At 62.6% G+C, this 23,542-nt stretch carries 25 protein-coding genes; 16 read left to right on the forward strand and 9 right to left on the reverse strand.

All coding sequences use genetic code 11. The annotated features are described in order from the left end of the window. Nucleotides 1–316 precede the first annotated feature (316 nt). Nucleotides 317–1,219 carry a helix-turn-helix transcriptional regulator gene (locus ACPPVP_RS03745; protein ID WP_426531428.1) on the reverse strand — a complete coding sequence of 301 codons (903 nt, stop codon included), beginning with the start codon at nucleotides 1,217–1,219 and terminating at the stop codon, nucleotides 317–319. Nucleotides 1,220–1,345: 126 nt separating this feature from the next. Here ACPPVP_RS03745 and ACPPVP_RS03750 point away from each other — a divergent pair, with 126 nt between their 5' ends. The 5 genes from ACPPVP_RS03750 to boxB all read left to right on the forward strand — a co-directional run bounded on the left by ACPPVP_RS03750 (nucleotide 1,346) and on the right by boxB (nucleotide 7,628). Then, nucleotides 1,346–2,890 carry a benzoate-CoA ligase family protein gene (locus ACPPVP_RS03750; RefSeq protein ID WP_426531430.1) on the forward strand — a complete coding sequence of 515 codons (1,545 nt, stop codon included), beginning with the start codon at nucleotides 1,346–1,348 and terminating at the stop codon, nucleotides 2,888–2,890. A gap of 101 nt (nucleotides 2,891–2,991) precedes the next feature. Beyond that, nucleotides 2,992–3,810 (forward strand): alpha/beta fold hydrolase, encoded by an 819-nt coding sequence (locus tag ACPPVP_RS03755; protein WP_426531432.1) that lies wholly within the window; start codon nucleotides 2,992–2,994, stop codon nucleotides 3,808–3,810. A 48-nt stretch (nucleotides 3,811–3,858) separates the two neighbouring features. Then, a complete protein-coding gene (locus ACPPVP_RS03760; protein WP_426531434.1) occupies nucleotides 3,859–4,371 on the forward strand; it encodes a DUF309 domain-containing protein in 513 nt (170 codons plus the stop codon). A gap of 112 nt (nucleotides 4,372–4,483) precedes the next feature. Continuing rightward, nucleotides 4,484–6,172 carry a 2,3-epoxybenzoyl-CoA dihydrolase gene (gene boxC, locus ACPPVP_RS03765; RefSeq protein WP_426531436.1) on the forward strand — a complete coding sequence of 563 codons (1,689 nt, stop codon included), beginning with the start codon at nucleotides 4,484–4,486 and terminating at the stop codon, nucleotides 6,170–6,172. 19 nt (nucleotides 6,173–6,191) lie between these two features. Continuing rightward, nucleotides 6,192–7,628, forward strand: coding sequence for a benzoyl-CoA 2,3-epoxidase subunit BoxB (gene boxB, locus ACPPVP_RS03770; protein WP_426537648.1), 1,437 nt, complete (start codon nucleotides 6,192–6,194; stop codon nucleotides 7,626–7,628). A 167-nt stretch (nucleotides 7,629–7,795) separates the two neighbouring features. Here boxB and ACPPVP_RS03775 read toward each other — a convergent pair whose 3' ends face one another. After that, a complete protein-coding gene (locus tag ACPPVP_RS03775; protein WP_426531438.1) occupies nucleotides 7,796–8,596 on the reverse strand; it encodes an SDR family oxidoreductase in 801 nt (266 codons plus the stop codon). A 206-nt stretch (nucleotides 8,597–8,802) separates the two neighbouring features. Continuing rightward, a complete protein-coding gene (locus ACPPVP_RS03780) occupies nucleotides 8,803–9,861 on the reverse strand; it encodes a polysaccharide deacetylase family protein (protein ID WP_426531440.1) in 1,059 nt (352 codons plus the stop codon). 166 nt (nucleotides 9,862–10,027) lie between these two features. Here ACPPVP_RS03780 and ACPPVP_RS03785 point away from each other — a divergent pair, with 166 nt between their 5' ends. The 5 genes from ACPPVP_RS03785 (at nucleotide 10,028) to ACPPVP_RS03805 (ending at nucleotide 14,708) form a co-directional block, all read left to right on the forward strand. Continuing rightward, entirely contained in the window at nucleotides 10,028–11,422 is a 1,395-nt protein-coding gene (locus ACPPVP_RS03785) for an OmpA family protein (protein WP_426531442.1), read from the forward strand. A gap of 2 nt (nucleotides 11,423–11,424) precedes the next feature. Continuing rightward, nucleotides 11,425–11,721 carry a hypothetical protein gene (locus tag ACPPVP_RS03790; protein WP_426531444.1) on the forward strand — a complete coding sequence of 99 codons (297 nt, stop codon included), beginning with the start codon at nucleotides 11,425–11,427 and terminating at the stop codon, nucleotides 11,719–11,721. 277 nt (nucleotides 11,722–11,998) lie between these two features. Next, nucleotides 11,999–13,060, forward strand: a complete 1,062-nt coding sequence (locus tag ACPPVP_RS03795; protein ID WP_426531446.1) for a lysylphosphatidylglycerol synthase domain-containing protein — start codon at nucleotides 11,999–12,001, stop codon at nucleotides 13,058–13,060. A 44-nt stretch (nucleotides 13,061–13,104) separates the two neighbouring features. After that, entirely contained in the window at nucleotides 13,105–14,409 is a 1,305-nt protein-coding gene (locus ACPPVP_RS03800; protein WP_426531448.1) for a sensor histidine kinase, read from the forward strand. A gap of 89 nt (nucleotides 14,410–14,498) precedes the next feature. Next, the gene (locus ACPPVP_RS03805) at nucleotides 14,499–14,708 is read left to right on the forward strand and encodes a GDCCVxC domain-containing (seleno)protein (protein WP_426531450.1); all 210 of its coding nucleotides are present in this window, start codon (nucleotides 14,499–14,501) and stop codon (nucleotides 14,706–14,708) included. 448 nt (nucleotides 14,709–15,156) lie between these two features. Here ACPPVP_RS03805 and ACPPVP_RS03810 read toward each other — a convergent pair whose 3' ends face one another. Genes ACPPVP_RS03810 through ACPPVP_RS03820 form a run of 3 tightly spaced genes read right to left on the reverse strand, consistent with a single transcriptional unit; the run spans nucleotide 15,157 to nucleotide 16,072 of the window. After that, the gene (locus ACPPVP_RS03810) at nucleotides 15,157–15,381 is read right to left on the reverse strand and encodes a GDCCVxC domain-containing (seleno)protein (RefSeq protein ID WP_426531452.1); all 225 of its coding nucleotides are present in this window, start codon (nucleotides 15,379–15,381) and stop codon (nucleotides 15,157–15,159) included. A gap of 4 nt (nucleotides 15,382–15,385) precedes the next feature. Beyond that, nucleotides 15,386–15,670, reverse strand: coding sequence for a mercury resistance system periplasmic binding protein MerP (gene merP / locus ACPPVP_RS03815; RefSeq protein ID WP_426531454.1), 285 nt, complete (start codon nucleotides 15,668–15,670; stop codon nucleotides 15,386–15,388). Nucleotides 15,671–15,685: 15 nt separating this feature from the next. After that, complete coding sequence (locus ACPPVP_RS03820) at nucleotides 15,686–16,072, reverse strand: mercuric transporter MerT family protein (RefSeq protein ID WP_426531456.1); 387 nt, start codon at nucleotides 16,070–16,072, stop codon at nucleotides 15,686–15,688. A 47-nt stretch (nucleotides 16,073–16,119) separates the two neighbouring features. Between ACPPVP_RS03820 and ACPPVP_RS03825 the strand changes: the two genes are divergently transcribed. Then, nucleotides 16,120–16,572: a MerR family transcriptional regulator gene (locus tag ACPPVP_RS03825; protein WP_426531458.1), complete on the forward strand. Its 453-nt coding sequence runs from the start codon at nucleotides 16,120–16,122 to the stop codon at nucleotides 16,570–16,572. Here the strand turns inward: ACPPVP_RS03825 and ACPPVP_RS03830 are convergent. The 3 genes from ACPPVP_RS03830 to ACPPVP_RS03840 all read right to left on the reverse strand — a co-directional run bounded on the left by ACPPVP_RS03830 (nucleotide 16,543) and on the right by ACPPVP_RS03840 (nucleotide 18,684). Continuing rightward, the gene (locus ACPPVP_RS03830) at nucleotides 16,543–17,052 is read right to left on the reverse strand and encodes a hypothetical protein (protein ID WP_426531460.1); all 510 of its coding nucleotides are present in this window, start codon (nucleotides 17,050–17,052) and stop codon (nucleotides 16,543–16,545) included. The genes ACPPVP_RS03825 and ACPPVP_RS03830 overlap by 30 nt on opposite strands. A gap of 20 nt (nucleotides 17,053–17,072) precedes the next feature. Next, the gene (locus ACPPVP_RS03835) at nucleotides 17,073–18,275 is read right to left on the reverse strand and encodes an MFS transporter (RefSeq protein ID WP_426531462.1); all 1,203 of its coding nucleotides are present in this window, start codon (nucleotides 18,273–18,275) and stop codon (nucleotides 17,073–17,075) included. A gap of 82 nt (nucleotides 18,276–18,357) precedes the next feature. Then, nucleotides 18,358–18,684, reverse strand: coding sequence for an ArsR/SmtB family transcription factor (locus ACPPVP_RS03840; RefSeq protein WP_426531464.1), 327 nt, complete (start codon nucleotides 18,682–18,684; stop codon nucleotides 18,358–18,360). Between the two features lie 300 nt (nucleotides 18,685–18,984). Here ACPPVP_RS03840 and pstS point away from each other — a divergent pair, with 300 nt between their 5' ends. From pstS to phoU, 5 genes are all read left to right on the forward strand, one after another. After that, nucleotides 18,985–19,995 carry a phosphate ABC transporter substrate-binding protein PstS gene (gene pstS, locus ACPPVP_RS03845; RefSeq protein ID WP_426531466.1) on the forward strand — a complete coding sequence of 337 codons (1,011 nt, stop codon included), beginning with the start codon at nucleotides 18,985–18,987 and terminating at the stop codon, nucleotides 19,993–19,995. A gap of 158 nt (nucleotides 19,996–20,153) precedes the next feature. After that, nucleotides 20,154–21,143, forward strand: coding sequence for a phosphate ABC transporter permease subunit PstC (gene pstC, locus ACPPVP_RS03850; protein ID WP_426537650.1), 990 nt, complete (start codon nucleotides 20,154–20,156; stop codon nucleotides 21,141–21,143). Between the two features lies 1 nt (nucleotide 21,144). Then, entirely contained in the window at nucleotides 21,145–21,990 is an 846-nt protein-coding gene (gene pstA / locus ACPPVP_RS03855; RefSeq protein WP_426531468.1) for a phosphate ABC transporter permease PstA, read from the forward strand. Continuing rightward, complete coding sequence (pstB, locus tag ACPPVP_RS03860) at nucleotides 21,987–22,808, forward strand: phosphate ABC transporter ATP-binding protein PstB (RefSeq protein ID WP_426531470.1); 822 nt, start codon at nucleotides 21,987–21,989, stop codon at nucleotides 22,806–22,808. The genes pstA and pstB overlap by 4 nt, the downstream gene beginning before the upstream one ends. Before the next feature lie 11 nt (nucleotides 22,809–22,819). Then, a complete protein-coding gene (gene phoU, locus ACPPVP_RS03865) occupies nucleotides 22,820–23,536 on the forward strand; it encodes a phosphate signaling complex protein PhoU (RefSeq protein ID WP_426531472.1) in 717 nt (238 codons plus the stop codon). Nucleotides 23,537–23,542 lie beyond the last annotated feature (6 nt).

Below are 23,542 nucleotides of genomic sequence, written 5' to 3' on the forward strand. Positions count from 1 at the left end.
TCCAACGAAAAACAACATGCTGAGCGCAAATGTCGTCCATGAAAAACTAAAGTAGAGTGGAACAAGGAAGATTGGCCAGCTGATGAACATCACAATAGCTTCTATCTGATAGAACCCAGAAACTTTTAGACGGGAGTTGCAGTTCGTACAGCTCAGTTCCTTGGTCCGTTTTAGAAATATCCTCGATATTGAAACGTTCATTCCGCATCTGTGGCATTTCATCGACAGACCTCGATAAATGGGAAGCTTACTTACGATTATGCATATCGCGAATGGACGGAGCGCGCGAGGTGCGAAAATCGGATGATAGGAGATATTATGACACCGCGCTGCGCAGGCTGAATGCGTGCTCGTCCCGCAGCACCGGCGCAACCGCATCAACAAGACGCGTGGCTGCCGCGTCGACCGAAAGCCCCGCGGTATCGACCACGGCGGAAGCGCGGGCGTAGAGCGGTTCGCGGCTGACCAGGATGTTGCGCAGCTCGGCCATCGCCGAACGATCGTCCGCCATCGGGCGCAAATCGCCCTGGCCGCGGACGCGGGCCATGTGCTCTTCCGGCTCGGCCTTGAGCCAGATGGTGTAGAACGAGGACAGGATCAGGTCGAAGGTCAAAGGCTCGGAAACGATGCCGCCGCCGGTCGCCAGCACCATCAATTCCTTTCGCGCCAGCAACTGGCTCAGCGCCGCCTGCTCCATGCGGCGAAAGCCTTCCTGGCCGTAGAGCGCGATGATCTCGGCGACCGACAATCCGTTCTGCGCCTCGACCTCCTTGTTGAGCTCAACGAACTTCCAGCCGATCTGCTTCGCCAGCATCCTGCCAAGCGTGGATTTGCCGGCGCCGCGCAGGCCGATCAGGGCGATGCCGGCGAACGAGATCCGTCGCTGCGCCGACATGCCTCCGCCGGCGAGCGCGTCCTTGGCCTGCGCGATCTGGGCGGGCGTCGCCTTGCGCAGGAGATCGCGGATGACCGCCCAATCCGGCGCCGGCTCGGAAGGAATCAGGTCTTCGAGATGCGCGCCCATCGCGTTCGATACGCGCCGCAGCAGCACGATCGAGACATTGCCCTTGCCGCTTTCGAGCTGCGCGATATAGCGCTCGGAAATTCCCGACACTTTGGCGAGCACCTTGCGCGACATGCCGCGCAGCGCCCGCATGGTGCGCACACGCTGGCCGAGCTGCTCGAGAAAGCCCGTTTCGGGATCGCTGGCCTCGGTCAATTTGCCTCGTTCGGCTCTGCCGGCAGTTGGACGGTTTTCGGAAACATAATGCCGATGAGGATTGACAGCAAGCGTAGCAGGTGTCTTTGTATGAATTATAATTCTTAAAACCTGGGGAGAAGCGTCGTGGGCGGCACGTCCGGTTCGTATAATGCGGTGACCTGGCTGCTCGATCGCAATATCGACGAGGGCCGAGGCGCAAAACTCGCCTTCACCGATACCGTCTCCGACCTCAGCTATGGCGATCTGCAGAAGCAGAGCCGTCGTGTCGCCAACATGCTGCGCCGGCTCGGCGTTCGCCGCGAAGAGCGCGTGGCGATGATCATGTTGGACACCGTGGATTTCCCGTGTGTGTTCCTCGGCGCGATCCGCGCCGGCATCGTGCCGGTGCCGCTCAACACACTCCTGACTTCTGATCAATATGCCTATGTGCTGGCCGACAGTCGTGCCCGCGTCCTGTTCGTGTCCGAGGCGCTCTATCCCGTCGTCAAGGACATCGTCGGCGGCATGCCGGACCTCGAACATGTCGTCGTGTCGGGCAGCAACGCGTTCGGCCACAAGAAACTCTCCGACGAGCTCGCAAAGGAAACCGATTCCTTTGCGACCGTGCCGACCCACGCCGAGGAGCCGGCATTCTGGCTCTATTCCTCCGGCTCCACCGGCATGCCCAAGGGCGTACGGCACCAGCATTCCAATCTGCAGGCGACGGCCGAGACCTACGGCAAGCAAGTGCTCGGCATCAAGGAGGGCGACGTCTGCCTCTCCGCGGCCAAACTGTTTTTCGCCTACGGGCTCGGCAACGCCATGACCTTCCCGATGTCGGTCGGCGCCAGCACGGTGCTGAATGCGGAACGGCCGACGCCGGCGCGGATGTACGAACTTCTGAACAAGTACAACCCGACCATTTTCTACGGCGCACCGACGCTGTTCGCCTCCATGCTGAATGACGAGGCGGCGAAGAACGCGCGTGCCGGCACGCGGCTGCGCATCTGCACCTCCGCCGGCGAAGCGCTGCCGGAGTCCGTCGGCAGTGCCTGGAAGGCGCGCTTCGGTGTCGACATTCTCGACGGCGTCGGCTCGACCGAGCTGCTGCACATCTTCCTGTCGAACGCGCCCGGCGACATCAAGTACGGCGCCTCCGGCCGACCGGTGCCCGGCTACAAGGTGCGGCTGGTGAACGAGGCGGGCGAGGAAGTGCCAGATGGCGAGGTGGGCGAGCTCCTGGTCGAGGCGCCCTCGGCTGCTGAAGGCTACTGGAATCAACGCAGCAAAACCCGGCAGACATTCCAGGGCCCATGGACCTACACCGGCGACAAATACACCCGCGATGCTGACGGCCGTTACACGTTCTGCGGCCGTGCCGATGACATGTTCAAGGTCTCCGGCATCTGGGTCTCCCCGTTCGAGGTCGAGAGCGCGCTGATCGCCCACCCCGCGGTGCTGCAGGCGGCCGTGGTGCCGGAAGCCGATTCAGATGGGTTGTTGAAACCGAAGGCCTTCGTGGTGTTGCGCCCGGATTGCGGGACTGACGGTCTGTTTGAATCGCTGAAGGAGCACGTCAAGCAGAAGATCGGCCCGTGGAAATATCCGCGCTGGATCGACGTGGTGGATTCCTTGCCGATGACCGCGACCGGAAAGATTCAAAGGTTCAAGTTGCGAGAGCATAATTGACGTCGTCATTCCGGGGCGCGCGATAGCGCGAACCCGGAATCTCGAGATTCCGGATCAGCTCGCTTCGCGATCTGTCCGGAATGACGGAGTGAGATGATCGCATGACCACCCTTTCGCCCTCGGGCTTCCTCACCGTCGGCGCCTCCCGTCTCGAATACCGCATGATCGGCCCGTCGCCCGAGAACGCGCCTGTTATCGTGATGCTGCATGAAGGCCTCGGATCGGCCGGACTGTGGGGCGACTTTCCCGAAAAACTTCAGGCCGCGACCGGCGCCGGCGTGTTCGCCTATTCGCGTGCGGGTTATGGCAATTCGACGCCCGTAAAGTTGCCGCGGCCGCTGGACTACATGCATGTCGAGGCGCTCGACGTGCTGCCAAAACTGCTCGAAAAGATCGGCTTTCGCCGCGGCCTTTTGCTCGGCCATTCCGATGGCGCCTCGATCGCGGCGATCTATACAGGCTCCCATCAGGATCACCGCGTCGAGGGCCTCGTGCTGATCGCCCCGCATTTCATCGTCGAGGATATTTCGGTGGCCTCGATTGCGCAGATCCGAAACGCCTACGCCACCACGAACCTGAAGGAGAAGCTTTCGCGCTGGCACAAGGATGTCGACAACGCCTTCTATGGCTGGAACGACGCCTGGCTCGATCCTGATTTTCGCCGCTGGGATATTTCCGAATACCTCGCCTATATCCGCGTACCGGTGGCGATCCTGCAGGGAGTGGACGATCAGTACGGGACCATGCGGCAGGTCGAGATCGCCAGGGAAGAATGCTATTGTCCTGTCGATGTGACGGTCATCCCGGGAGCGGGGCACCAGCCGCATCGTGAAGCACCGGGGCCGACGCTCGATGCGATTTCGGAATTCGCAAACGCGGTGTTGCACGCCGACGATGGCTCGCAAGGGCGGGCCGCGTAACGTATTTGGTCATCCGCTTCGCTTGCCATTTCTCCTGGCGACGTCCCGATGACCACACCACCCGCAGGCGCCGGCAATCTGCCGCTGCCGCGATGGGCCTATGTGCCGGGCGAGTCCGAGAAATCCAGCGCCGATTACCAAACGCTGGCGCAGATCACAGCTTTGGTGCCGCCACGATTTGGCGGCTACGTGCCGGCACGCCACCCCGCGCTGCGCTACGGCCTCACGCTCAACGACCGCGGCTATTTCTGGGCAGCGCAGGAGATCCTCGAAGCGGTGTGGGCGGCGGCGCCGCAGGGCGGCCGGGAGCGGATTCTGTTGCGTGCCTGCATCCTGATTGCGACCGCGAATTTGCGGCTGCGCATGCAGAAGCCGCATGTCACGGCGCGCCTGCTCGGCGAGGCGCTCGGCGAACTCGAGGCGCTGGGCATGCGCAGTGCGGGCCGCGATGGCTTCGCCGATTGCTTTCCGGTCGCGGCGCTAGCGGCGCTCATCAAGGCCAAACTAGCCCAGCCGCAGCTCGGAAAGGCCGATGGGGTGGCCTTCGCAGCTGCCGGCTGAACATGAAACAAAATGCATGTTCCTGCGTTTTGGGATAGACTTGCTCGAAAACATGCATTATTGTGCATCTAACGAACCAAGCAAATCTTGAGAAAACGACAGAGGGTGGCTCATGGCCGGTGAAGATCGCGTCCTTGCGGGGGGAGCGAAATACATCGATTTTCAAACCGATCCACAGCGCTACCGGCACTGGAAGCTGGGCGTGGAAGGTGATGTCGCAACGCTCACCATGGACGTCGATGAGAACGCCGGCCTGTTCGAAGGCTATCAGCTCAAGCTGAACTCCTACGATCTCGGCGTCGACATCGAGCTTGCGGATGCCGTGCAGCGGCTGCGCTTCGAGCATCCGGAAGTGAAAGCGGTGGTGGTCCGCTCCGGCAAGAACCGCGTGTTCTGCGCCGGCGCCAATATCCGCATGCTGGCGGGCGCCACCCACGCGCACAAAGTCAACTTCTGCAAATTCACCAATGAGACCCGCAACGGCCTGGAAGATTCATCGGAGAATTCCGGGCAGCGCTTCATCACCGTCGTCAACGGCACCGCGGCCGGCGGCGGCTATGAGCTGGCGCTGGCGACCGATCACATCATGCTGGCCGACGACGGCGCCGCCGCGGTGTCGCTGCCGGAAGTGCCGCTGCTCGCGGTGCTGCCGGGCACCGGCGGCCTGACCCGCGTGGTCGACAAGCGCAAGGTGCGCCGCGACCATGCCGACTTCTTCTGCACCATCGAGGAAGGCATCAAGGGCAAGCGCGCCGTCGCGTGGCGGCTTGTCGACGAGATCGTCCCCAACAGCAAGTTAGAGGCCAAAGTCGCCGATCGCGCCAAGGAATTTGCCGCCGCCTCGAAGCGCAACGGCAACGGCAAGGGCATCACGCTCTCGCCGCTCAACCGCACCATCGACGACAGCGGCATCCGCTACGGTTTTGTCAATGTCGACATCGACCGCTCGCAGCGGATCGCCACCATCTCGATCAAGGCGCCGGAAGCTGCGCCGCCGGCCGATATCGACGGCCTGATCGCGCAAGGCGCGTCGTTCTGGCCGCTGCAGGTCGCGCGCGAGCTCGATGACGCGATCCTTCATCTGCGCATCAACGAACTTGAGACCGCGATGCTGCTGTTCAAGTCGCATGGCGATGCCGCCAATGTAGTGGCGTGCGATGCCTTCCTCGACGCCAACAAGGCCCACTGGCTGGTCAACGAGATCAGGCACTATTGGAAGCGGGTGTTGAAGCGCATCGACGTCACCTCGCGCACGCTGGTGACGCTGGTCGAGCCCGGCTCCTGCTTCGCCGGCACGCTGGCCGAACTCGTGTTCGCCGCCGACCGCTCCTACATGCTGATCGGCTCGCGGCAGGGCGACAACCGCCAGCCCCCGGCGATCCAGTTGACCGCGATGAATTTCGGCCCCTATCCGATGTGCCACGGGCTGACGCGGCTGCAGTCGCGCTTCCAGGCCGATCCGTCCGATCTGGAGCGCGCGGAAGCCACCATCGGCACGACCCTTGATGCCGAAGAGGCCGAAGAACTCGGCCTCGTTACCTTCGCGCTCGACGATATCGATTGGGACGACGAGGTGCGGGTATTCCTGGAGGAACGCACGTCGTTCTCGCCTGATGGTCTTACCGGCATGGAAGCGAATCTGCGCTTCGTTGGCCCTGAGACCATGGAATCGAAAATCTTCTCGCGCCTCACGGCGTGGCAGAACTGGATCTTCCAGCGTCCGAACGCGGTCGGCGAAGACGGCGCGCTGCGCCGCTACGGCACCGGCCAGAAGGCGCAATTCGATATGACGCGGGTTTAAGGAGCACGCCATGAACTTCATGAATGTCGACTACTCCACCAAGATCCCCAACAACGTGAACCTCAGCGAGGATCGCCAGGTGCTGAAAGCGCTGGAGGGCTGGCATCCCGGTTACATGGACTGGTGGGGCGACATGGGGCCGGAAGGTTTCCAGCAGTCGCTGGTTTACCTGCGCACTGCCTATTCGGTCGATCCGCGCGGCTGGGCCAAGTTCGACTACGTCAAGATGCCGGACTATCGCTGGGGCATTCTTCTTGCGCCGCAGGAAGAAAACCGCGTCATTCCCTTCGGCGAGAATTACGGCAAGCCGGCCTGGCAGGAAGTCCCCGGTGAGCACCGCGCCACGCTGCGCCGCCTGATCGTGATCCAGGGCGACACCGAGCCCGCTTCCGTCGAACAGCAGCGCCATCTCGGCAAGACCGCACCCTCGCTCTACGACTTGCGCAATTTGTTCCAGGTCAATGTCGAGGAAGGCCGCCATCTCTGGGCCATGGTCTATCTGCTGCAGAAATATTTCGGCCGCGACGGCCGCGAGGAGGCGGACGATTTGTTGCGCCGCCGCTCGGGCGACGCGGATAGCCCACGCATGCTCGGCGCCTTCAACGAGGCGACGCCGGACTGGCTGTCATTCTTCATGTTCACCTACTTCACCGACCGCGACGGCAAGATGCAGCTGCACAGCCTCGCGCAGTCCGGCTTCGATCCGCTGTCGCGCACCTGCCGCTTCATGCTGACCGAAGAGGCGCACCACATGTTCGTCGGCGAGACCGGCATCAGCCGTGTCGTGCAGCGCACCTGCGAGGCGATGAAGGAAGCCGGCATCACCGATCCCACCGATATCGCCAAGGTGCGCGCGCTCGGGGTGATCGACCTGCCGACCATCCAGAAGAAGCTGCATTTGCATTATTCGCTGTCGCTTGATCTGTTCGGCTCGGAAGTCTCGACCAACGCGGCGAATGCCTTCAACGCCGGCATCAAGGGCCGCTACAAGGAAACCCAGATCGACGACGACCATCAGCTCAAGAACGCGACCTATCCGGTGCTCAAGCTGGTCGACGGCGTGATCAAGCGCGTCGACGAGCCGGCGCTGACCGCGCTCAACATGCGGCTGCGCGACGACTACACGCAGGATTGCGTCAAGGGCATGCTGCGCTGGAACAAGGTCATTTCGCTCGCCGGCTATCAGTACCAGCTGACGCTGCCGAACGTCGCGTTCCACCGCCAGATCGGCGAGTTCAGGGATATCCACGCTACGCCGGAAGGCATCCTGATCGACGACGCTACCTGGAACGCGCGCAAGAGCGAATGGCTGCCGTCGACGCAGGACGGCGACTTCATCGCTTCCCTGATGAAGCCGGTCACCGAAGCCGGCGTCTACGCCAACTGGATCTCGCCGCCGAAGGTCGGCATCGACAACAAGCCCGGCGATTTCGAGTACGTGAAGATCGAGACGTGATCGGTTCTTAACCTCGCCCCGCTTGCGGGGAGAGGTCGGATCGCACTTGCGATCCGGGTGAGGGGGTACAGGTATATCGATAGATCACGCTGGTGGAGAGAGCCCCTCACCCCAACCCTCTCCCCGCGAAGAGCGGGGCGAGGGAGTCCGACAACGCTACTGCTCCATCATCCCGCGATCTCAAGCCCCGCGTTCGCATAGACCACGCCGCCGTCAACCGCGATGGTGTTGCCGACCACATAATCGCCCGCGCGCGAGGCAAGATAGATCGCTACCCCCGCCATGTCCTCGTCGGTCCCGATGCGCTTCGCAGGAATGCGCTTGGCGACGTCGTCCGAGTGGTCGCGCGCGGCGCGGTTCATGTCCGACTTGAACGCGCCCGGCGCGATCGCCGTGACATTGATATTGTCCTTGACCAGCTTCGTTGCCATGCGCCGCGTCAGATGAATCACGGCGGCTTTGCTCGCGGCGTAGGAATAGGTTTCCCCGGGATTGACGAAGATGCCGTCGACGGACGCGATGTTGATGACCTTGGCCGGCCGCTCATGCGAGGCTGCGGCGCGCAGCGGCTTCGCCAGCGCCTTGGTCAGGAAGAACAGCGACTTGACGTTGAGGTCCATCACCTTGTCCCAGCCGCTTTCCGGGAATTCGTCGAACTCCGCGCCCCAGGCCGCGCCTGCATTGTTGACGAGGATGTCGAGCTTCGGCTCCAGCTTGATGAGTTCGGAGGCCAGCTTGTCGCAACCCGCGACGGTGGAGATGTCGATCGGCAGCGCGATGCATTCGCCGTCATAGGCAGCGGAGAGTTCCTTCGCCGTTGCCTCGCAAGGGCCGGCCTTGCGCGCGGTGATGTAGACCTTTGCCGCGCCCTGCGCGAGAAACCCGGCCGCGATCATCTTGCCGATGCCGCGCGAGCCACCCGTCACCAGCGCGACACGGCCGTTAAGCGAAAACAGATCCTTGAACATGCGCTCCTCCATTGCTTTGCCCGTGGTTTTGGGCGGGGGAGCGCGGCGAGTCAAGGACGCCAGTTTTCGTCGTCCCTGCGAACGCAGGGACCCATAACCACCGGCTTCAGTTGTTTTGGTAGGTGACTACTCCATCGCCCTAATTGATGGGCCGCGGCGTATGGGTCCCTGCGTTCGCAGGGACGACAGCTGCACCGCGATGACTTCTACGCCGCGTCGATGCGGCGAAAGCCGTTCCACATCGCGGTGGCGGCGCCGGAGGTCAGCACCGGGAGGATGCGCGCATCCTGGTAATTGCCGTTGAGCGAAACCCGCTGCAGCGCGGTCATGTGCTCGGCGCTCTCCGGAAAGATCATGCCCGGCCGCGTCGTCAGCGCGGTCTTGAATCCGGCCGCCTTCGCCAGGTTGAATTCGCGTGGACCCGCCGCGAAGCGGTCGCCATAGGGGTAGGCGAGGTGAAGCACCGGCCGTTGCAAGGCGGCTTCGATCCGCGCGCGGCCAGTGACCAGTTCGAATGACGCGGTCTCCTCGCTCTGCCGCACCAGATTGCAATGCGTAATCGTGTGCGCGCCGATCGTCACCAGCGGATCGTCAGCGAATGCCTTCAATTCGTCCCAGGACATGCAGAGCTCACGGGCGATCGAAGTCTCGTCCACGTCATATCGCGCGCAGAGCGCGGAGATTTCACGCTGCATGTCGTGTTCAGTCGGCAATGCGCGCAGCCAGTCGTGCATGCGGTCGAAGGCCGCTTGCTTCGCCGCCGGCGTCGAGGCGTCGAGGCGGGTCATGACGCCGCCAATCGGGACTTCGATCGCGGATGCCTTTGCGATCGCCCGCTCGAGCGCGACCCACCACAACCGGCCGGTGCCTTCAGCGAAATCGCTCGTGACGTAGACGGTGAGGGGCGCGTCATATTCGCGCATCACCGGCAGGGCGAAATCGCGGTTGTCACGATAGCCGTCGTCGAGGGTGAAGCAGGCGAAGCGCCGCGCGAATTTGCGCTGCTGCAGCCGTTGATGCACCTCGTCGATGGTGACGATGTCGATGTCGAGTGTGCGAAGATGCGCCAGCATCGCCCGCAGAAACTCCGGCTCGACCTCGAGATGACAATTGGGCTGAAACCCGCCGTCGCGGTGGGGGCGGACGTGGTGCAGCATGAAAATGACGCCGACACCTGCGAAGATTGGCCGCAGCAGGTAATGCGCTCCGGAGAAGTACAGCGCTTCCAGTCCGGCGCGGATGACGGTGTTGCGAAGCAGTTTCATCGAAATGCAGGGCTGCCCGGTTATTGCGGAGCGAAATTAGCGAAAGACCGCTGAAGAAACAGTTAGCCGGCCCAATTTCAGAGCGTTTCGGCCGCCGCGACATTTCGGGTTTGACAGCCTCGCAAGGGTTTGTTTTCTCTCCGTTCCGGACCCCGCAGGAACTCGAATGCACGGACTTTTCAGGTGGAGTGGCAAATGGTGGCCGGGTGTTATTCCTTTGGTCATCTTTTGGGCTATCGCGGCCTGGACCAGCACCGAACCGCTTGAAGCCGACCTGGCGCAGCGTTCGACCGCAGCCCTCAAGGACACCATCCTCGACAAACGGCGAATCTCGGTCGCAGGCCGCGACGTGAGCCTAGCGGCGGACGCTTTCTCGGAAGACGGCCGGGAGAGTGCGGTGGCGTCGGTGGAAGCGGTGCCGGGCGTGCGGTTGGTTAACGATGAAACAAGGCTTGTTCCCGAAGCCAAGCCGTTCGTCTGGTCGGCTGAGCGCGACGTCCTTCGGGTGACGCTGTCGGGCAGCTCGCCGCTGCCGGCGAGCAAGGGCCGCTTGATGGAGGCGGCCCGCGCCAATCTCGGCGGCGTCGAAGTGGTCGACCGGATGAATCTGTCGCGCGGCGCACCGCCGCGTTTCGATAATGCCGCGCTGCTGCTGCTCGACCAGGTCGGCAAGCTGAAGGACGGCAAGATTACGCTGTCGGACACCGCGGTCAGCCTGTCCGGCATGGCGCGCGAACTCGGCGGCCGCGAAGCCATCGCCGCCGCGCTGAAAAATCTGCCCGAGGGTTTTTCGGTCGCCACCAACGAGGTCAAGGCGCCGCCTTACATCTTCCAGGCCTACAAGGATCCGGTTGCGGTGACGCTGACGCTGACTGGCAACGCGCCGGACAGCAATGCTCACGCCGCGCTGGTGGCGGCGGCGGGACGCAAGTTCTTCAGCGAAAAGGTCGTCGACAACCTCAAGGAGAGCGTTGGCGCGCCCGCAGGGTTTGCTAACGCGGTGGTGCCCGCGCTCGGTGCGCTGTCGCGGCTGTCGACCGGCACCCTCGTCGTCTCCGACCGGGAGGTGAAGCTGTCGGGCGATGCGCTTTATGAAGCCGCCGCCGGCCAGATCCGCGCCGGCCTCGGCAAGGACTTTCCGCAGGGTTGGCAGTTCAAGCCGGAAATCTCGGTCAAACCGGCCGCGGCGCCGGTGGATGCGACCGTCTGCCAGCAACTGTTCACTGAACTGCTCGGCAAGGCCCGGATCCGCTTCGAATCCGGCAAGGCCGATATTGTCGCGGATTCCTCAGGCCTGCTCGACCGCCTGATCGAAACCGCGCTGCGCTGTCCGACCGCCAATATCGAAATATCAGGACATACCGATACCGACGGCGACGAGGCGGCCAATCAGGGGCTATCCGAGAAGCGTGCCCAGGCCGTCGCCGATTATCTGGTCAAGGCGGGATTGCCGGCCGACCGGTTCAGCGCGGTCGGCTACGGGTCGACCCAGCCGATTGCGGGCAACGATTCCGACCAGGGCAAGGCGCAGAACCGCCGCATCGATTTCGTGGTGAAGTGAGCATGGCCTATCTGACCACATTCTACTGGGGCTGGCTGTTGGGATCGGTGCTGCTGGGCTTCGCCATGGGCTGGATATCCGTGGTTCAGCACGGCGAAGGCGTCACGGGGAAGCTGCGCTGGGTGCTTTCGGCTTTGGTCGCGGCGCTGATTGGCGCTGCGCTCGCGCGCGTCGTGCCCGGCCGTTTCGGCTACTGGCTCGACCTCGGGCTCATCATGTTCGCGCTTTATCTCTGTGGTTGTGCGGTCGGATCGTGGTTGCGCGGCTGGGTGGTCTCGCGCAGTGCGCCGCCGGCCTGACCGCAGCATGAGCCGGCCAGCTCCACCGCCATCATTGTCACGGGTTGTTGACCGACCTCGGTTATGGTCCGGAACCCCTATCGGGCGGCGGGAATGCGGAAAAACTGTGCTACTGCCGTCATCGACTGCGCCTAATATGTTGAAGAAGCGCGTTTTATTGTCGTCAGGCGAATTCCACTCCGGCTCAAAACGCGCTACCAGAGGGGCGAGGGAGCAGCGTAGCGTCGGCGGGGTTCACGCCATTACCGTCGTCGCATAAGCGCAATTCGAGGTGTAGATGCTGGAAGCAATACGCAGGGCGATCTCGTTTCTGCGACAGAAGCAGGTCCTGCACAAGCTCGGGGTCTTGATCAGCATCACGGTGATCGCCGTTGCGTGCTACGTGCTCTATCACATGCTCCGCGGCATCGACACCGATGAGGTGATCGACGCCATCAAGGGTACCGAGCCGCGCCAGATCGCGCTGGCGGCCCTGTTCGTCGCAGCGGGCTATTTCACGCTGACCTTCTATGACTGGTTCGCGGTCCGCGCCATCGGCCAAGGCCACATTCCCTACCGCGTCAACGCGCTTGCCTCCTTCACCTCCTATTCGATTGGACACAATGTCGGCGCCAGCGTCTTCACCGGTGGCGCGGTGCGCTACCGGATCTATTCGGCCTGGGGGCTGAATGCGATCGACGTCGCCAAAATCTGTTTCCTCGCCGGGCTGACCTTCTGGCTCGGCAATGCCGCGGTACTTGGACTGGGCATCGCCTATCACCCGGAAGCCGCCGCCTCGATCGATCAACTCCCGGTCTGGTTCAACCGCGTCGCGGCGTTCGGCATCCTTCTTGGACTGCTCGGCTATGTAGCCTGGGTCTGGGCGCAGCCGCGTAGCGTCGGTCGCGGGCCGTGGACGGTCACGCTGCCGGGCGGGCCGCTGACGCTGCTGCAGATCGTCATCGGCATCGTCGATCTCGGCTTCTGTGCGCTGGCGATGTATGTGCTGGTGCCGGACGAGCCCAATCTCGGCTTCGTCGTCGTCGCTGTCATCTTCGTCTCGGCCACGCTGCTGGGCTTTGCCAGCCATTCGCCGGGCGGGCTCGGCGTTTTCGATGCCGCCATGCTGGTCGGGCTCTGGCAGATGGACCGTGAGGAACTGCTCGCCGGCATGCTGCTGTTCCGCGTCCTCTATTATATTGGGCCCTTTGTCATATCTGTAATCTTGTTGACGTTTCGGGAGATTATCCTGGGCGCGCGATCGAAGCGCCTGCGCCAATTGGCGCCCGGCGCCGACGCCGAGCCGACGAGGCATGAGGCCGCCGTCTATGTGCGCGAGCGTGGCGACACGAGCGCCTGATGACGCGGCGGGGGCTTCGCGATTAGAGGAAAAGAGCCTGCGCCATGGCGATCGAAGATTCCAGTTCCTCCTCCTTCTTTGCACCGTGGCCGGACCGGTTGCGGCATTCGGCCATCATCCTGCTTGCCGCCGGGCTTGCGCTTTGCGCGCTCGTCGTGCTGGCCGATCTCTCGCCGGCGCGCGCCGTGGCGGTTTTCATCTGTATCGCGGCTGCGGCGCTGGTGCCGTGGCGGCTGCATCATGTGGCGGCTTCCCGTGACGATGTCCGCGCCGTCACGCCGGTCGAGTCTGCGGCCGTCAGCGCCGTGGTTGCCGGCATGCCGGATCCGGCCGTGCTGCTCGACCGCGCCGGCCGCGTCATCCATCTCAACGCGGCGGCCGCCCAGCTCGCGCCCGCTTTGCGCAAGAACGAACTCGCGCAATTTGCGCTGCGCTCGCCCGAGATCATCACCGCGCTGCGCGAGGCGATCGCAACCAGCGAACCGCGCCGAACCACCTATCTCGACCAGGTACCGGTCGACCGCTGGATGGAACTGATCGTCACGCCGGTGCCGGTGCCGACACTGTTCGGCGGCACCGAGAAATGCATGCTGATGACCTTCCATGACCAGACGCCGCTGCGGCGGGTCGAGGAAATGCGCGCCGATTTCGTCGCCAATGCCAGCCACGAACTGCGGACGCCGCTTGCGGCGTTGTCCGGCTTCATCGACACGCTGCAGGGCCCCGCCAAGGAGGATGCCAAGGCGCGCGAACGCTTCCTGTCGATCATGCACACACAGGCGACGCGGATGGCGCGGCTGATCGACGATTTGCTGTCGCTGTCGCGGGTCGAATTGTCGGCCCACGTCCGGCCCGACGCGTCAGTCGATATCGTACCGATCATTCGCCAGGTCGCCGACGGGCTGGAGCCGCTCGCCCGGGAGCGCCAGGTCGAGATCGAGATCGATCTGCCGACCGAGCCGGTGACGATCGCGGGCGATCGCGAGGAACTGCTGCGGCTGTTCGAGAACCTGATCGAGAACGCGCTCAAATATGGCGCATCGGGCGGGCGGGTGATCGTCTCCCTGACCCAGGCCACCTCCGGCGAGGGCGGCGCGCCGGAAGTCCGTATCATGGTCCGGGATTTCGGCCCCGGCATCGCGCCGGAACACCTGCCGCGGCTCACTGAACGCTTCTACCGGGTCGATGTCGGCGACAGCCGCGCGCAGGGCGGAACCGGGCTCGGTTTATCCTTGGTGAAACATATTCTTAACCGCCATCGCGGCCGGCTTTTGATCGAAAGCGTGCCGAAAAACGGCGCCGTCTTTACCGCCTGTTTTCCTCAGACCAAGCCGCCCTCTGTGAACTAGGGGGTAGTGCCTCAGTTTGAAATCTGGCCTCTTGAAGGTCGGTCGTCTAACTAGCTGTGGTGCTATGCTCACCGGTAAGAGGCGACGCGATGCAGCTTCAATCGACGCTGACCTGCCCGGAGTGCGGGCACCAGGCCACAGAGACCATGCCGACCGACGCTTGCCAGTTCTTTTACGATTGCGGTGGCTGCGGTGCCCGGCTCAAGCCGCAACCGGGCGATTGCTGCGTCTTCTGCTCCTACGGGACCGTGCCGTGCCCGCCGATCCAAGAGAACGGCAAGGGCGCTTGTTGTAGCTGAGGCGACCGCCTTGGTGGCTGATACCAGGACGCAATGACCCACAACGGACGTCGCGCAGCTACGTCCGGCACTAAGAGAACTTCCCCCATGTCCGCTCTGTGGCCCACCATATGAGCCCGCTCCCGCCGACGATAAACACGCCCAAAGAAATCCATCCATAAATGCCTGCTGAAACGACCTCCATGCCCAACACGAAGACAGGTACGATCATCGCAAGATAATAAGGGCCGGTGTAGCGGCAGTGCGTGCGGTTGCATCGCCTCGCGTTCAATATGCACGCCGTGCCCATCCAAATGAGACCGATGATCCAGATCAGGGCGCGAACAGATACAGGAGCAAACAAGCCGGCAAGAATGGCTGCGCGAGGCAGCCACCACGCCAGCAAGTTGGTGTGCATACTCCCGAGCTAGTCGCGCGAGGTTTGGATCGGTGTGTTGGTCATCGCCTGCTACGCACAGCAGGAGGCAACACCCGGTTCGCCGCCGCGCACTGCTTGAATTGGCGGACACGGCACTGAGCCGTAGGAGCAAAACACGCAGCAATCGCCGGCCTTAGGCTTCAGCTTTGTGCCACAGCCGGTGCATTCATAGAAGAACTGACAGGCATTAGTCGGCATGGCCTCCGTTTTAGCTGTGGCGCAGTGCGGACAGGTGATGGTCGATTGAAGAAACATCGGATCAGCTCTTGGGGACGGACGGATAACCGGCCTTCGTGGTGGCCGAGGTCAGTTGGTTCACATCCGCTTTGGCGTCGTCATAGATGACCGTCGCGGTTTTTTCCTTAAAGGATACTGCAACCCTGGCGACGCCCGGAACGGCTTCCAGGCTGCCTTTGACGATGGAGGGGCATGCCGCACAGTCCATGTTGTTCACGGCTAATGTGACCGTTCTGTCTGCGGCCATCACTGCTGGCGAAGCAATGATACCGACGACAAAGGCCGTGTGGGCAAGAAACTTCTTCATAGGGGAATTCTCCGGTCACGCGTTGAGAAAGAGCGGTGCGATGAAGTCGAGGCCGAGTGCGGCGACGACGAGGATCGTTGCGACGATGAGGCTAGTTTTGACGATATGATTCGGCAGCGGGCGCGCACAGGCGTCGCCGTCGGCGCAGGCGCGCGTTGATGATCGGTAGACCAACCAATAACCGTACCCGAGGAACGCGAGCGTCGCGGCGATGAAGTACGGCTGATAGGCGGCAAGCCGGGTGAAGTTCCCGATCCATGCTCCGCTGACGCCCAGTCCGAACAGAACGAGGGGGAAGATGCAACACGACGATGCCGCGAGCGCCCCAAGCATGCCGCCTGCCGCCATTAGACTTTGCCGCCGCCGGTTGTCGGCAATGTGATCAGCCTGATCGATGGTCATGCATTAAACCTGCATCCTGTAGCGACTACAGGATCAAGGACTATTTCATGCCGACCATCACGTCTTCGGGAGCCGGGAACATCTCGATCGGTGAGCTATCCAGGCTCAGCGGTGTAAACATCGAGACCATCCGCTATTATGAGCGGATCAAAATGCTGCCGACGCCGACCCGAACGGCGAGCGGTCGACGGGTCTATGGGCCGACCGAAAAACGTACATTGGCCTTCATCCGGCGATCACGCGACCTGGGGTTCACGCTGGAGGAGGTTCGCGCCTTACTGGCCTTAGGAGGGCCAGAGCGCGCTCCGTGTGCCGACGTGCACAAGATCGCGAGCGCACATCTGGCGAACGTTCGTAAAAAGCTCTCTGACCTCGTCAAGCTTGAATCCATCCTGGCGGAAACTGTTGCGCAATGCTCCGACGGCGCTACCCCCGACTGCCCGGTGCTTGGTATTCTGGACGCCGGCCGTTCAGGAAACCCGGGCGCGCGCTCCCGCTAACGGCGGCCACAGAAGCGCGCGAACGATGAGCGGTATCCCGACGGCCAGAGGTATCAGCCAGTACATGAAGTGAGGCAGGTCCTTCCAAAGCGGAAGCTGCTTTCCGTTGTCGACGTAAAAAGCGACTAGCATCAGGACGTATGACAGGCCCATCCCCGCGATGTGAAGCCTGACCCAGTATCGCCAGCGATGCCGGAGCGCTGAGCGCCCGAACCAGGCGCAAGCGAACGACATCGCTCCAAGAATGAACAAGTGATAGTTTTCGGCCCAACGCATCAGCGACAGGAAAGTCGTAGAGGCGAACAGCGCCAGCAGACACCAGAAATAGATCGTTCCAAACTTCGAATGACGGCCGCGACGCTTTTCGCTCAACATCGCGATCGCGCCCATGGCAACACACGCAAGGCCAAGGGGGATATGCAATCCGAAAATGACTGTCAGAAAGACAGGATCGGTCGAGGGAATTTCGATGCCTGCCACAACGGTTGTTTCCCCTCCTGTCATGAAGTTCGCTCCGTCATCGGAGACGGAATCGTCGTCGTATCTGCCGTCGCTGATGGGCAACTGACGACGAAGGCTGCCGCCCCGCACATGAGGGAAAGTCCGCAGCAGACCGTCAGTACGGCTGTGTAGCTTTCCGTCCAGTCGATGCTTGCAGCGAAAGGAAGGGGTCCCAATGCCGCGCCCGCAACACCGAATAAGAACGAAGCTCCCCTGATTGCGCCGAGATGATCGCGGCCAAAATACTGTGCGTAGCCGGCGGCGTTGATCGCTTGCTGGGAGCCGTATGCACCGCCTAGGCTCAACGCGTAGAGCCAGCTTATGGCAATGCCGCCGCCGAACGCAGGAAGGGCGGACGCGAGCGCAAGCATGCACATTGCCAGCGGAATCAGACGTCGTGGTTCATAGCGATCCACCAGAAGTCCGGTACCAATGGTGGCAACCGCCTGAACGCCTCCAGTAAGCGCCAGCAGCGCTAGCGCATCCACATACGCTACTCCGGCGGTCTGCATGATCGAGAAGTGATTGAGCAAGAGCGCCGTGCCGACGGCATTGGTCAGGAAACCTGCGGCACACAGCAGCCAGAACACGCCGGTGCGGAGCGCCTGTAGCCGCGAAAACGACGGCTCCGGTCGCGGTTCTTTCGCTGTCGGCGCAAGCCCGGCGTCCGGGCTGAGACCAAATTTCTCCGGGCGATCCCGGAACAACAGAGCGGCGACTGGCAGAATGGTCAGCGCGACAAATCCGGCAAGCGCAAGGTAGGCGCCTCTCCAGCCGAACAGCGAAATGAGGAAATCGATTAATTGAGGAAAAACCATTGATCCTGCCGCGAGCCCAAGGCTGGCGGCGGCTGCCGCGATCCCGCGCCGTCGCACAAACCATAGATTGACGACTTGCTGGCTCACGAGACTGAGGCCGCCTATGGCAGCACCCCGCAGGAGCGCAAAGCCGATCAGCAGCAAGAGCGCGGATTGAACGCACGCCATGAACGCGCAGGCCAAAGCAAGTCCAACGGCGATGATGGTGGCAGTGAGCCGTGGTCCACGCCGGTCGATCCAGCGACCGATCGCCGGCGCCGGCAGAATTCCTGCGAGCGTACCGGCTGCATATGCGATGGAAGCCGCCGTGCGCGAGATGCCGAGTTCGGTGGTGATGGGATCGAAGAAAACGGAGACGCCCGCCGTCTGGCCGGGAAGCGTCATGAATGAGCCAAATGTGCCGGCCCCCAATATGACCCAACCATAGTGAATGGCCGGCAATTTTGGGCGGGCCGGCTGCGGTAGCTCAGCCTGCACGGCGCCCGGCCTCTGCCGGCAAATCGTCCTCAAACCCTTCGCAACAATGCTCCCGCAGGAACCCGATGATGGAGTCGATACGATGGTACTGAGCGCGGCAAATCACCTCCCGCCCGATCTTTTCCTGTGCAACGAGGCCTGCGCTGACAAGGCCTCGCAGATGGAAGGCCAAAGTCGATGCCGCCAGGTCGAGACGGGTTTGTATTTCGCTGATTTTGAGCCCCGGCGGGCCGGCGCGAACGAGAAGCCGATAGATGTCCAGGCGGGTGAGGTTGCCCAGTTCGGCGAGGCAGCGTGCGGCGAGTTCTCTGTCCATGGTCCTCAATATCGCAAGCCGCCGAAATTACAACCATAATACTGGTTTTATAGTTATATTTGATCTGGCCGTCGCTCCGCGGTTGATCGGAAGCGTGCCTGGGAACCGCGCGACCTTACCGCCTGTTTTCCCCAGGCCAAGACCCCGTCGGCGCAATAAATCAAAGCGATTTCAGTCGCTTAGATATGTCATCCAACTGTCATCGAACCTTCGTAAAAGCTCTATCGATCGCTCCTAGATGAGCGGCAAGTGAGCGCGATCGGGCGCAACAGGCGCTTCGCTCACCAGATGGAGACCACCATGAATTTCATGAAAGCTATCGTCGCAGCCGGCCTGGTCGCCGCCTCGACGTCGGCCTTCGCTGCCGATATCACCGGCGCGGGCGCGACCTTCCCCTTCCCGATCTATTCGAAGTGGGCCGACGCCTACAAGAAGGAGACCGGCAACGGTCTGAACTACCAGTCGATCGGCTCCGGCGCCGGCATCAAGCAGATCCAGGCCAAGACCGTGACCTTCGGCGCCACCGACGCGCCGCTCAAGCATGAGACGCTCGAGAAGGACGGCCTGGTGCAGTGGCCGATGGTGATGGGCGCGATCGTGCCGGTCGTGAACCTCGAAGGCATCAAGCCGGGCGAGCTCGTGCTGTCGGGCGAAGTGCTCGGCGACATCTATCTCGGCAAGATCAAGAAGTGGGACGATGCCGCGATCGCAAAGCTCAATCCGAAGCTGAAGCTGCCGGCCGACGCCATCACCGTGGTGCGCCGCTCCGACGGTTCGGGCACCACCTTCAACTTCACCGACTATCTCTCGAAGTCGAACGCCGAATGGAAAGCCAAGGCTGGCTCCGGCACCGCGGTCGAGTGGCCGACCGGCGTCGGCGCCAAGGGCAATGAAGGCGTTGCCGGCAATGTCGGCCAGACCAAGAACGCCATCGGCTACGTGGAATATGCCTACGCCAAGCAGAACAAGCTGACCTATGCGGCGATGATCAACAAGGCCGGCAAGACCGTGCAGCCGACCACCGAAGCCTTCCAGGCGGCCGCTTCCAACGCCGACTGGGCCAAGGCGCCCGGCTACTACGTGATCCTTACCGACCAGCCCGGCGAAGCCTCCTGGCCGATCACGGCGGCGACCTTCATCCTGATGCACAAGGATGCGACCGACAAGGCGGCCTCCCAGGAAGCCATCAAGTTCTTCAAATGGTCGTTCGAGAAGGGCGGCAAGATGGCCGAAGAGCTCGACTACATCCCGATGCCGGAATCGGTGGTCAAGCTGATCGAAAAGACCTGGACCGCCGAGATCAAGAGCTGACGGGGCCTTTCGCCTCGCAACACGATCGCTCAACCCGGGATGCCCGGGTTGAGCACCCCTCTCGGGACCGGAGAGGCAAGAACAATGCGCGAGCCAAAAAGCCGTGCACCGAAGTCCGGGTCATTGGGCTATAAGTACAGGGGATTGGCGTGGCAGAAATGGCGGTTGAAAGCGACGTAATGGATGCTGCCGGACCTTATGATCGCGCAAGGGCTCTCAGCGCGTTCAAGCTCGGCGACGTCACCTTCTACTGGATCACGCGCGCCTGCGCGATCTCGGTTCTCCTCATTCTCGGCGGCATCATCATCTCGCTCATTGTCGGCGCCTGGCCCGCGATCCGCGAATATGGCGCAGCCTTCCTCTGGACGCAGCGCTGGGCGCCGTCGGCCGATCCGCCTGTTCTCGGCGCGCTCGGCCCGATCTACGGCACGCTGATCACCTCCGGGATCGCGATGCTGATCGCCATTCCCGTCGGTCTCGGCATCGCCGTGTTCCTCACCGAGATCTGTCCGCTCTGGCTGCGCCGTCCGATTGGCCTGGCCATCGAACTGCTCGCCGGCATTCCCTCCATCATCTACGGCATGTGGGGCTTCTTCGTGCTGGGCCCGTTCCTGGCCAACACCTTCCAGCCCTTCATGATCAGCGTGTTCGACGGCGTCCCGGTGCTGGGCACTATCTTCGCGGGTCCCCCGTCCTATCTCAGCCTGTTCAACGCCGCGCTGATTCTCGCAATCATGGTGCTGCCCTTCATCACCGCGATCTCGGTTGACGTCTTCAAGACGGTACCGCCGGTCTTGAAGGAAGCCGCTTACGGCGTCGGTTGCACCACCTGGGAAGTCGTCCGCAACGTCGTCATCCCCTACACCCGCGTCGGCGTGATCGGCGGCATCATGCTGGCGCTCGGCCGCGCGCTCGGCGAGACCATGGCGGTGACCTTCATCATCGGCAATTCGTTCAAGATCCAGTCCTCGATCTTCGCGCCGGGCACCACGATCTCTGCCGCCATCGCTTCCGAATTCGCCGAGAGCGACGGGCTGCATCAATCCGGCCTGATCCTGCTGGGCCTGCTGCTGTTCGTGCTGACCTTCTTCGTGCTTGCCGCCGCCCGGCTGATGCTGATGCGGCTGGAAAAGAAGGCGGGGAACTGACATGAACCCGATCTACGCTTCCCGCCGCCGCTTCGACATCATCATCCGCACGCTGTGCGTCGGTGCCGCTCTGTTCGGCGTGACCTGGCTCGCGCTGATCCTGTTCACGCTGTTCTACAACGGCCTCGCCGGCATCAACCTCGCCGTCTTCACCCAGGATACGCCGCCGCCCGGATCGACCGATGGCGGTTTGCGCAACGCCATTATCGGCTCGATCATAATGACCGTGATCGGGGTCGGCATCGGCGCGCCGCTCGGCCTGTTCGCCGGCACGTATCTGGCCGAATACGGTAAGCACGACAAGCTCACCTCGGTGATCCGCTTCATCAACGATATCCTGTTGAGCGCGCCGTCGATCATCATCGGCCTGTTTATCTACGGCGCCATCGTGGTGCCGATGGGCGGCTTCTCGGCCTTCGCCGGCTGCCTGGCGCTCGCCGTGATCGTGATCCCCGTGGTGGTCCGCACCACCGAGGACATGCTGGGACTGGTGCCCAATCCGCTGCGCGAGGCCGCCTCCGCTCTCGGGCTGCCGCGCTCGCTGGTGATCCGGCGGATCGCCTATCGCGCCGCCCGCTCGGGCCTGATCACCGGCGTGCTGCTGGCGACCGCCCGCGTCGCCGGCGAGACTGCGCCGCTGTTGTTCACCGCGCTGTCGAACCAGTTCTTCAGCCTGAACCTGACCAAGACGATGGCGAACCTTCCCGTCACCATCAACAACTTCGTGCAGAGCCCCTATGTCTACTGGAAGCAGCTCGCCTGGAGCGGGGCGCTGCTGATCACGCTCACCGTACTTGCCCTGAATATTGGCGCGCGCATTCTCGGCGCCGAGAGGACATCCAAATGACCGAACTCTCCGTATCAGTGAGTACCGCGAGCGGGCCCGTTCCGCAGGTGGCGCTGCCCGAGGCCGCACCGAAGGTGACCGCCCGCGGCCTGAACTTTTACTATGGCGAGCACCATGCGCTGAAGAACATCAACCTGACGCTCGGCACCAACCGCGTCACCGCCTTCATCGGCCCGTCCGGCTGCGGCAAGTCCACGCTGCTGCGGATCTTCAACCGGATGTACGACCTCTATCCCGGCCAGAAGGCGACCGGCCAGTTGATGCTCGACCAGACCAACATCCTCGACCCCAAGCTCGACCTCAATCTGCTGCGGGCCCGCGTCGGCATGGTGTTCCAGAAGCCGACGCCGTTCCCGATGACGATCTACGAAAACATCGCCTTCGGCATCCGGCTCTATGAGAAGATCTCCAAGTCGGAGATGGACGGCCGGGTCGAGAAGGCGCTGCGCGGTGGCGCGCTGTGGAACGAGGTCAAGGACAAGCTGAACGCAAGCGGGCTGTCGCTGTCCGGCGGCCAGCAGCAGCGGCTCTGCATCGCGCGCACGGTTGCGGTGCGGCCCGAGGTGATTTTGTTCGACGAGCCCTGCTCGGCGCTGGACCCGATCTCGACCGCCAAGGTCGAGGAACTGATCCAGGAGCTGGCGGAGGATTACACCATCGCCATCGTCACCCATAACATGCAGCAGGCGGCCCGCGTCTCGGACAAGACCGCCTTCATGTATCTCGGCGAGCTGATAGAGTTCGACGACACCAACAAGATTTTCACCTCGCCGAGCGATCGACGTACCCAAGATTACATCACCGGCCGGTTCGGTTGAGGAGATAACACATGGCTTCTGAACACACCGCCAAGGCATTCGACAGCGACCTCCAGGAATTGACCCGTCTCGTCGCCGAGATGGGCGGCCTGGCTGAGCGCATGATCACCGAATCCGTCGACGCGCTGGTCCGTCGCGACGTCGCTCTCGGCAAGCGCGTCGTCGCGTCTGACGTCGAGATCGACCGGCTGCAGCATCTGATCGAGGAGCGCGCGGTGCTGACTATCGCGCGCCGCCAGCCGATGGCGATCGACCTGCGCGAGATCGTCGGCGCCATGCGGGTCGCCACCGATCTGGAGCGGATCGGCGACCTCGCCAAGAACATGGGCAAGCGCGTCGCAGCACTGGAAAACGATTTCCAGCCGCTGAAGCTGATGCGCGGCCTCGAACACATGACCGACCTGGTGCAGTCGCAGGTCAAGTCGGTGCTGGACGCCTATGCAGCGCACGATCTGCCGGCGGCGATGGCGGTCTGGAAGGGCGACGAGGAAGTCGACGCCATCTGCACCTCGCTGTTCCGCGAGCTCCTGACCTATATGATGGAAGACCCGCGCAACATCTCGTTCTGCATCCATTTGATGTTCTGCGCCAAGAACATCGAACGGATCGGCGACCATGCCACCAATATCGCCGAGACCGTGTTCTACATGATCGAGGGCCAGCAGATGCTCGACAAGCGCCCGAAGGGCGACATGACGAATTTTGCCACGACCGTACCGAATAGCTGAGGGATA

The organism is Bradyrhizobium sp. McL0615 (assembly GCF_049993905.1).
Lineage (GTDB): Bacteria > Pseudomonadota > Alphaproteobacteria > Rhizobiales > Xanthobacteraceae > Bradyrhizobium.

Coding starts and splice junctions, on each gene's coding strand:
- merP (WP_426531454.1), bottom strand. CDS start 15,670: ATGAAGAAGTTTCTTGCCCACACGGCCTTTGTCGTCGGTATCATTGCT.
- ACPPVP_RS03755 (WP_426531432.1), top strand. CDS start 2,992: ATGACCACCCTTTCGCCCTCGGGCTTCCTCACCGTCGGCGCCTCCCGT.
- pstC (WP_426537650.1), top strand. CDS start 20,154: ATGGCGGTTGAAAGCGACGTAATGGATGCTGCCGGACCTTATGATCGC.
- ACPPVP_RS03810 (WP_426531452.1), bottom strand. CDS start 15,381: ATGTTTCTTCAATCGACCATCACCTGTCCGCACTGCGCCACAGCTAAA.
- boxC (WP_426531436.1), top strand. CDS start 4,484: ATGGCCGGTGAAGATCGCGTCCTTGCGGGGGGAGCGAAATACATCGAT.
- ACPPVP_RS03785 (WP_426531442.1), top strand. CDS start 10,028: ATGCACGGACTTTTCAGGTGGAGTGGCAAATGGTGGCCGGGTGTTATT.
- ACPPVP_RS03820 (WP_426531456.1), bottom strand. CDS start 16,072: ATGACCATCGATCAGGCTGATCACATTGCCGACAACCGGCGGCGGCAA.
- pstB (WP_426531470.1), top strand. CDS start 21,987: ATGACCGAACTCTCCGTATCAGTGAGTACCGCGAGCGGGCCCGTTCCG.
- ACPPVP_RS03835 (WP_426531462.1), bottom strand. CDS start 18,275: ATGACGCTTCCCGGCCAGACGGCGGGCGTCTCCGTTTTCTTCGATCCC.
- ACPPVP_RS03790 (WP_426531444.1), top strand. CDS start 11,425: ATGGCCTATCTGACCACATTCTACTGGGGCTGGCTGTTGGGATCGGTG.
- pstA (WP_426531468.1), top strand. CDS start 21,145: ATGAACCCGATCTACGCTTCCCGCCGCCGCTTCGACATCATCATCCGC.
- ACPPVP_RS03800 (WP_426531448.1), top strand. CDS start 13,105: ATGGCGATCGAAGATTCCAGTTCCTCCTCCTTCTTTGCACCGTGGCCG.
- ACPPVP_RS03825 (WP_426531458.1), top strand. CDS start 16,120: ATGCCGACCATCACGTCTTCGGGAGCCGGGAACATCTCGATCGGTGAG.
- ACPPVP_RS03795 (WP_426531446.1), top strand. CDS start 11,999: ATGCTGGAAGCAATACGCAGGGCGATCTCGTTTCTGCGACAGAAGCAG.
- ACPPVP_RS03775 (WP_426531438.1), bottom strand. CDS start 8,596: ATGTTCAAGGATCTGTTTTCGCTTAACGGCCGTGTCGCGCTGGTGACG.
- ACPPVP_RS03760 (WP_426531434.1), top strand. CDS start 3,859: ATGACCACACCACCCGCAGGCGCCGGCAATCTGCCGCTGCCGCGATGG.
- ACPPVP_RS03805 (WP_426531450.1), top strand. CDS start 14,499: ATGCAGCTTCAATCGACGCTGACCTGCCCGGAGTGCGGGCACCAGGCC.
- boxB (WP_426537648.1), top strand. CDS start 6,192: ATGAATGTCGACTACTCCACCAAGATCCCCAACAACGTGAACCTCAGC.
- phoU (WP_426531472.1), top strand. CDS start 22,820: ATGGCTTCTGAACACACCGCCAAGGCATTCGACAGCGACCTCCAGGAA.
- ACPPVP_RS03840 (WP_426531464.1), bottom strand. CDS start 18,684: ATGGACAGAGAACTCGCCGCACGCTGCCTCGCCGAACTGGGCAACCTC.
- ACPPVP_RS03780 (WP_426531440.1), bottom strand. CDS start 9,861: ATGAAACTGCTTCGCAACACCGTCATCCGCGCCGGACTGGAAGCGCTG.
- pstS (WP_426531466.1), top strand. CDS start 18,985: ATGAATTTCATGAAAGCTATCGTCGCAGCCGGCCTGGTCGCCGCCTCG.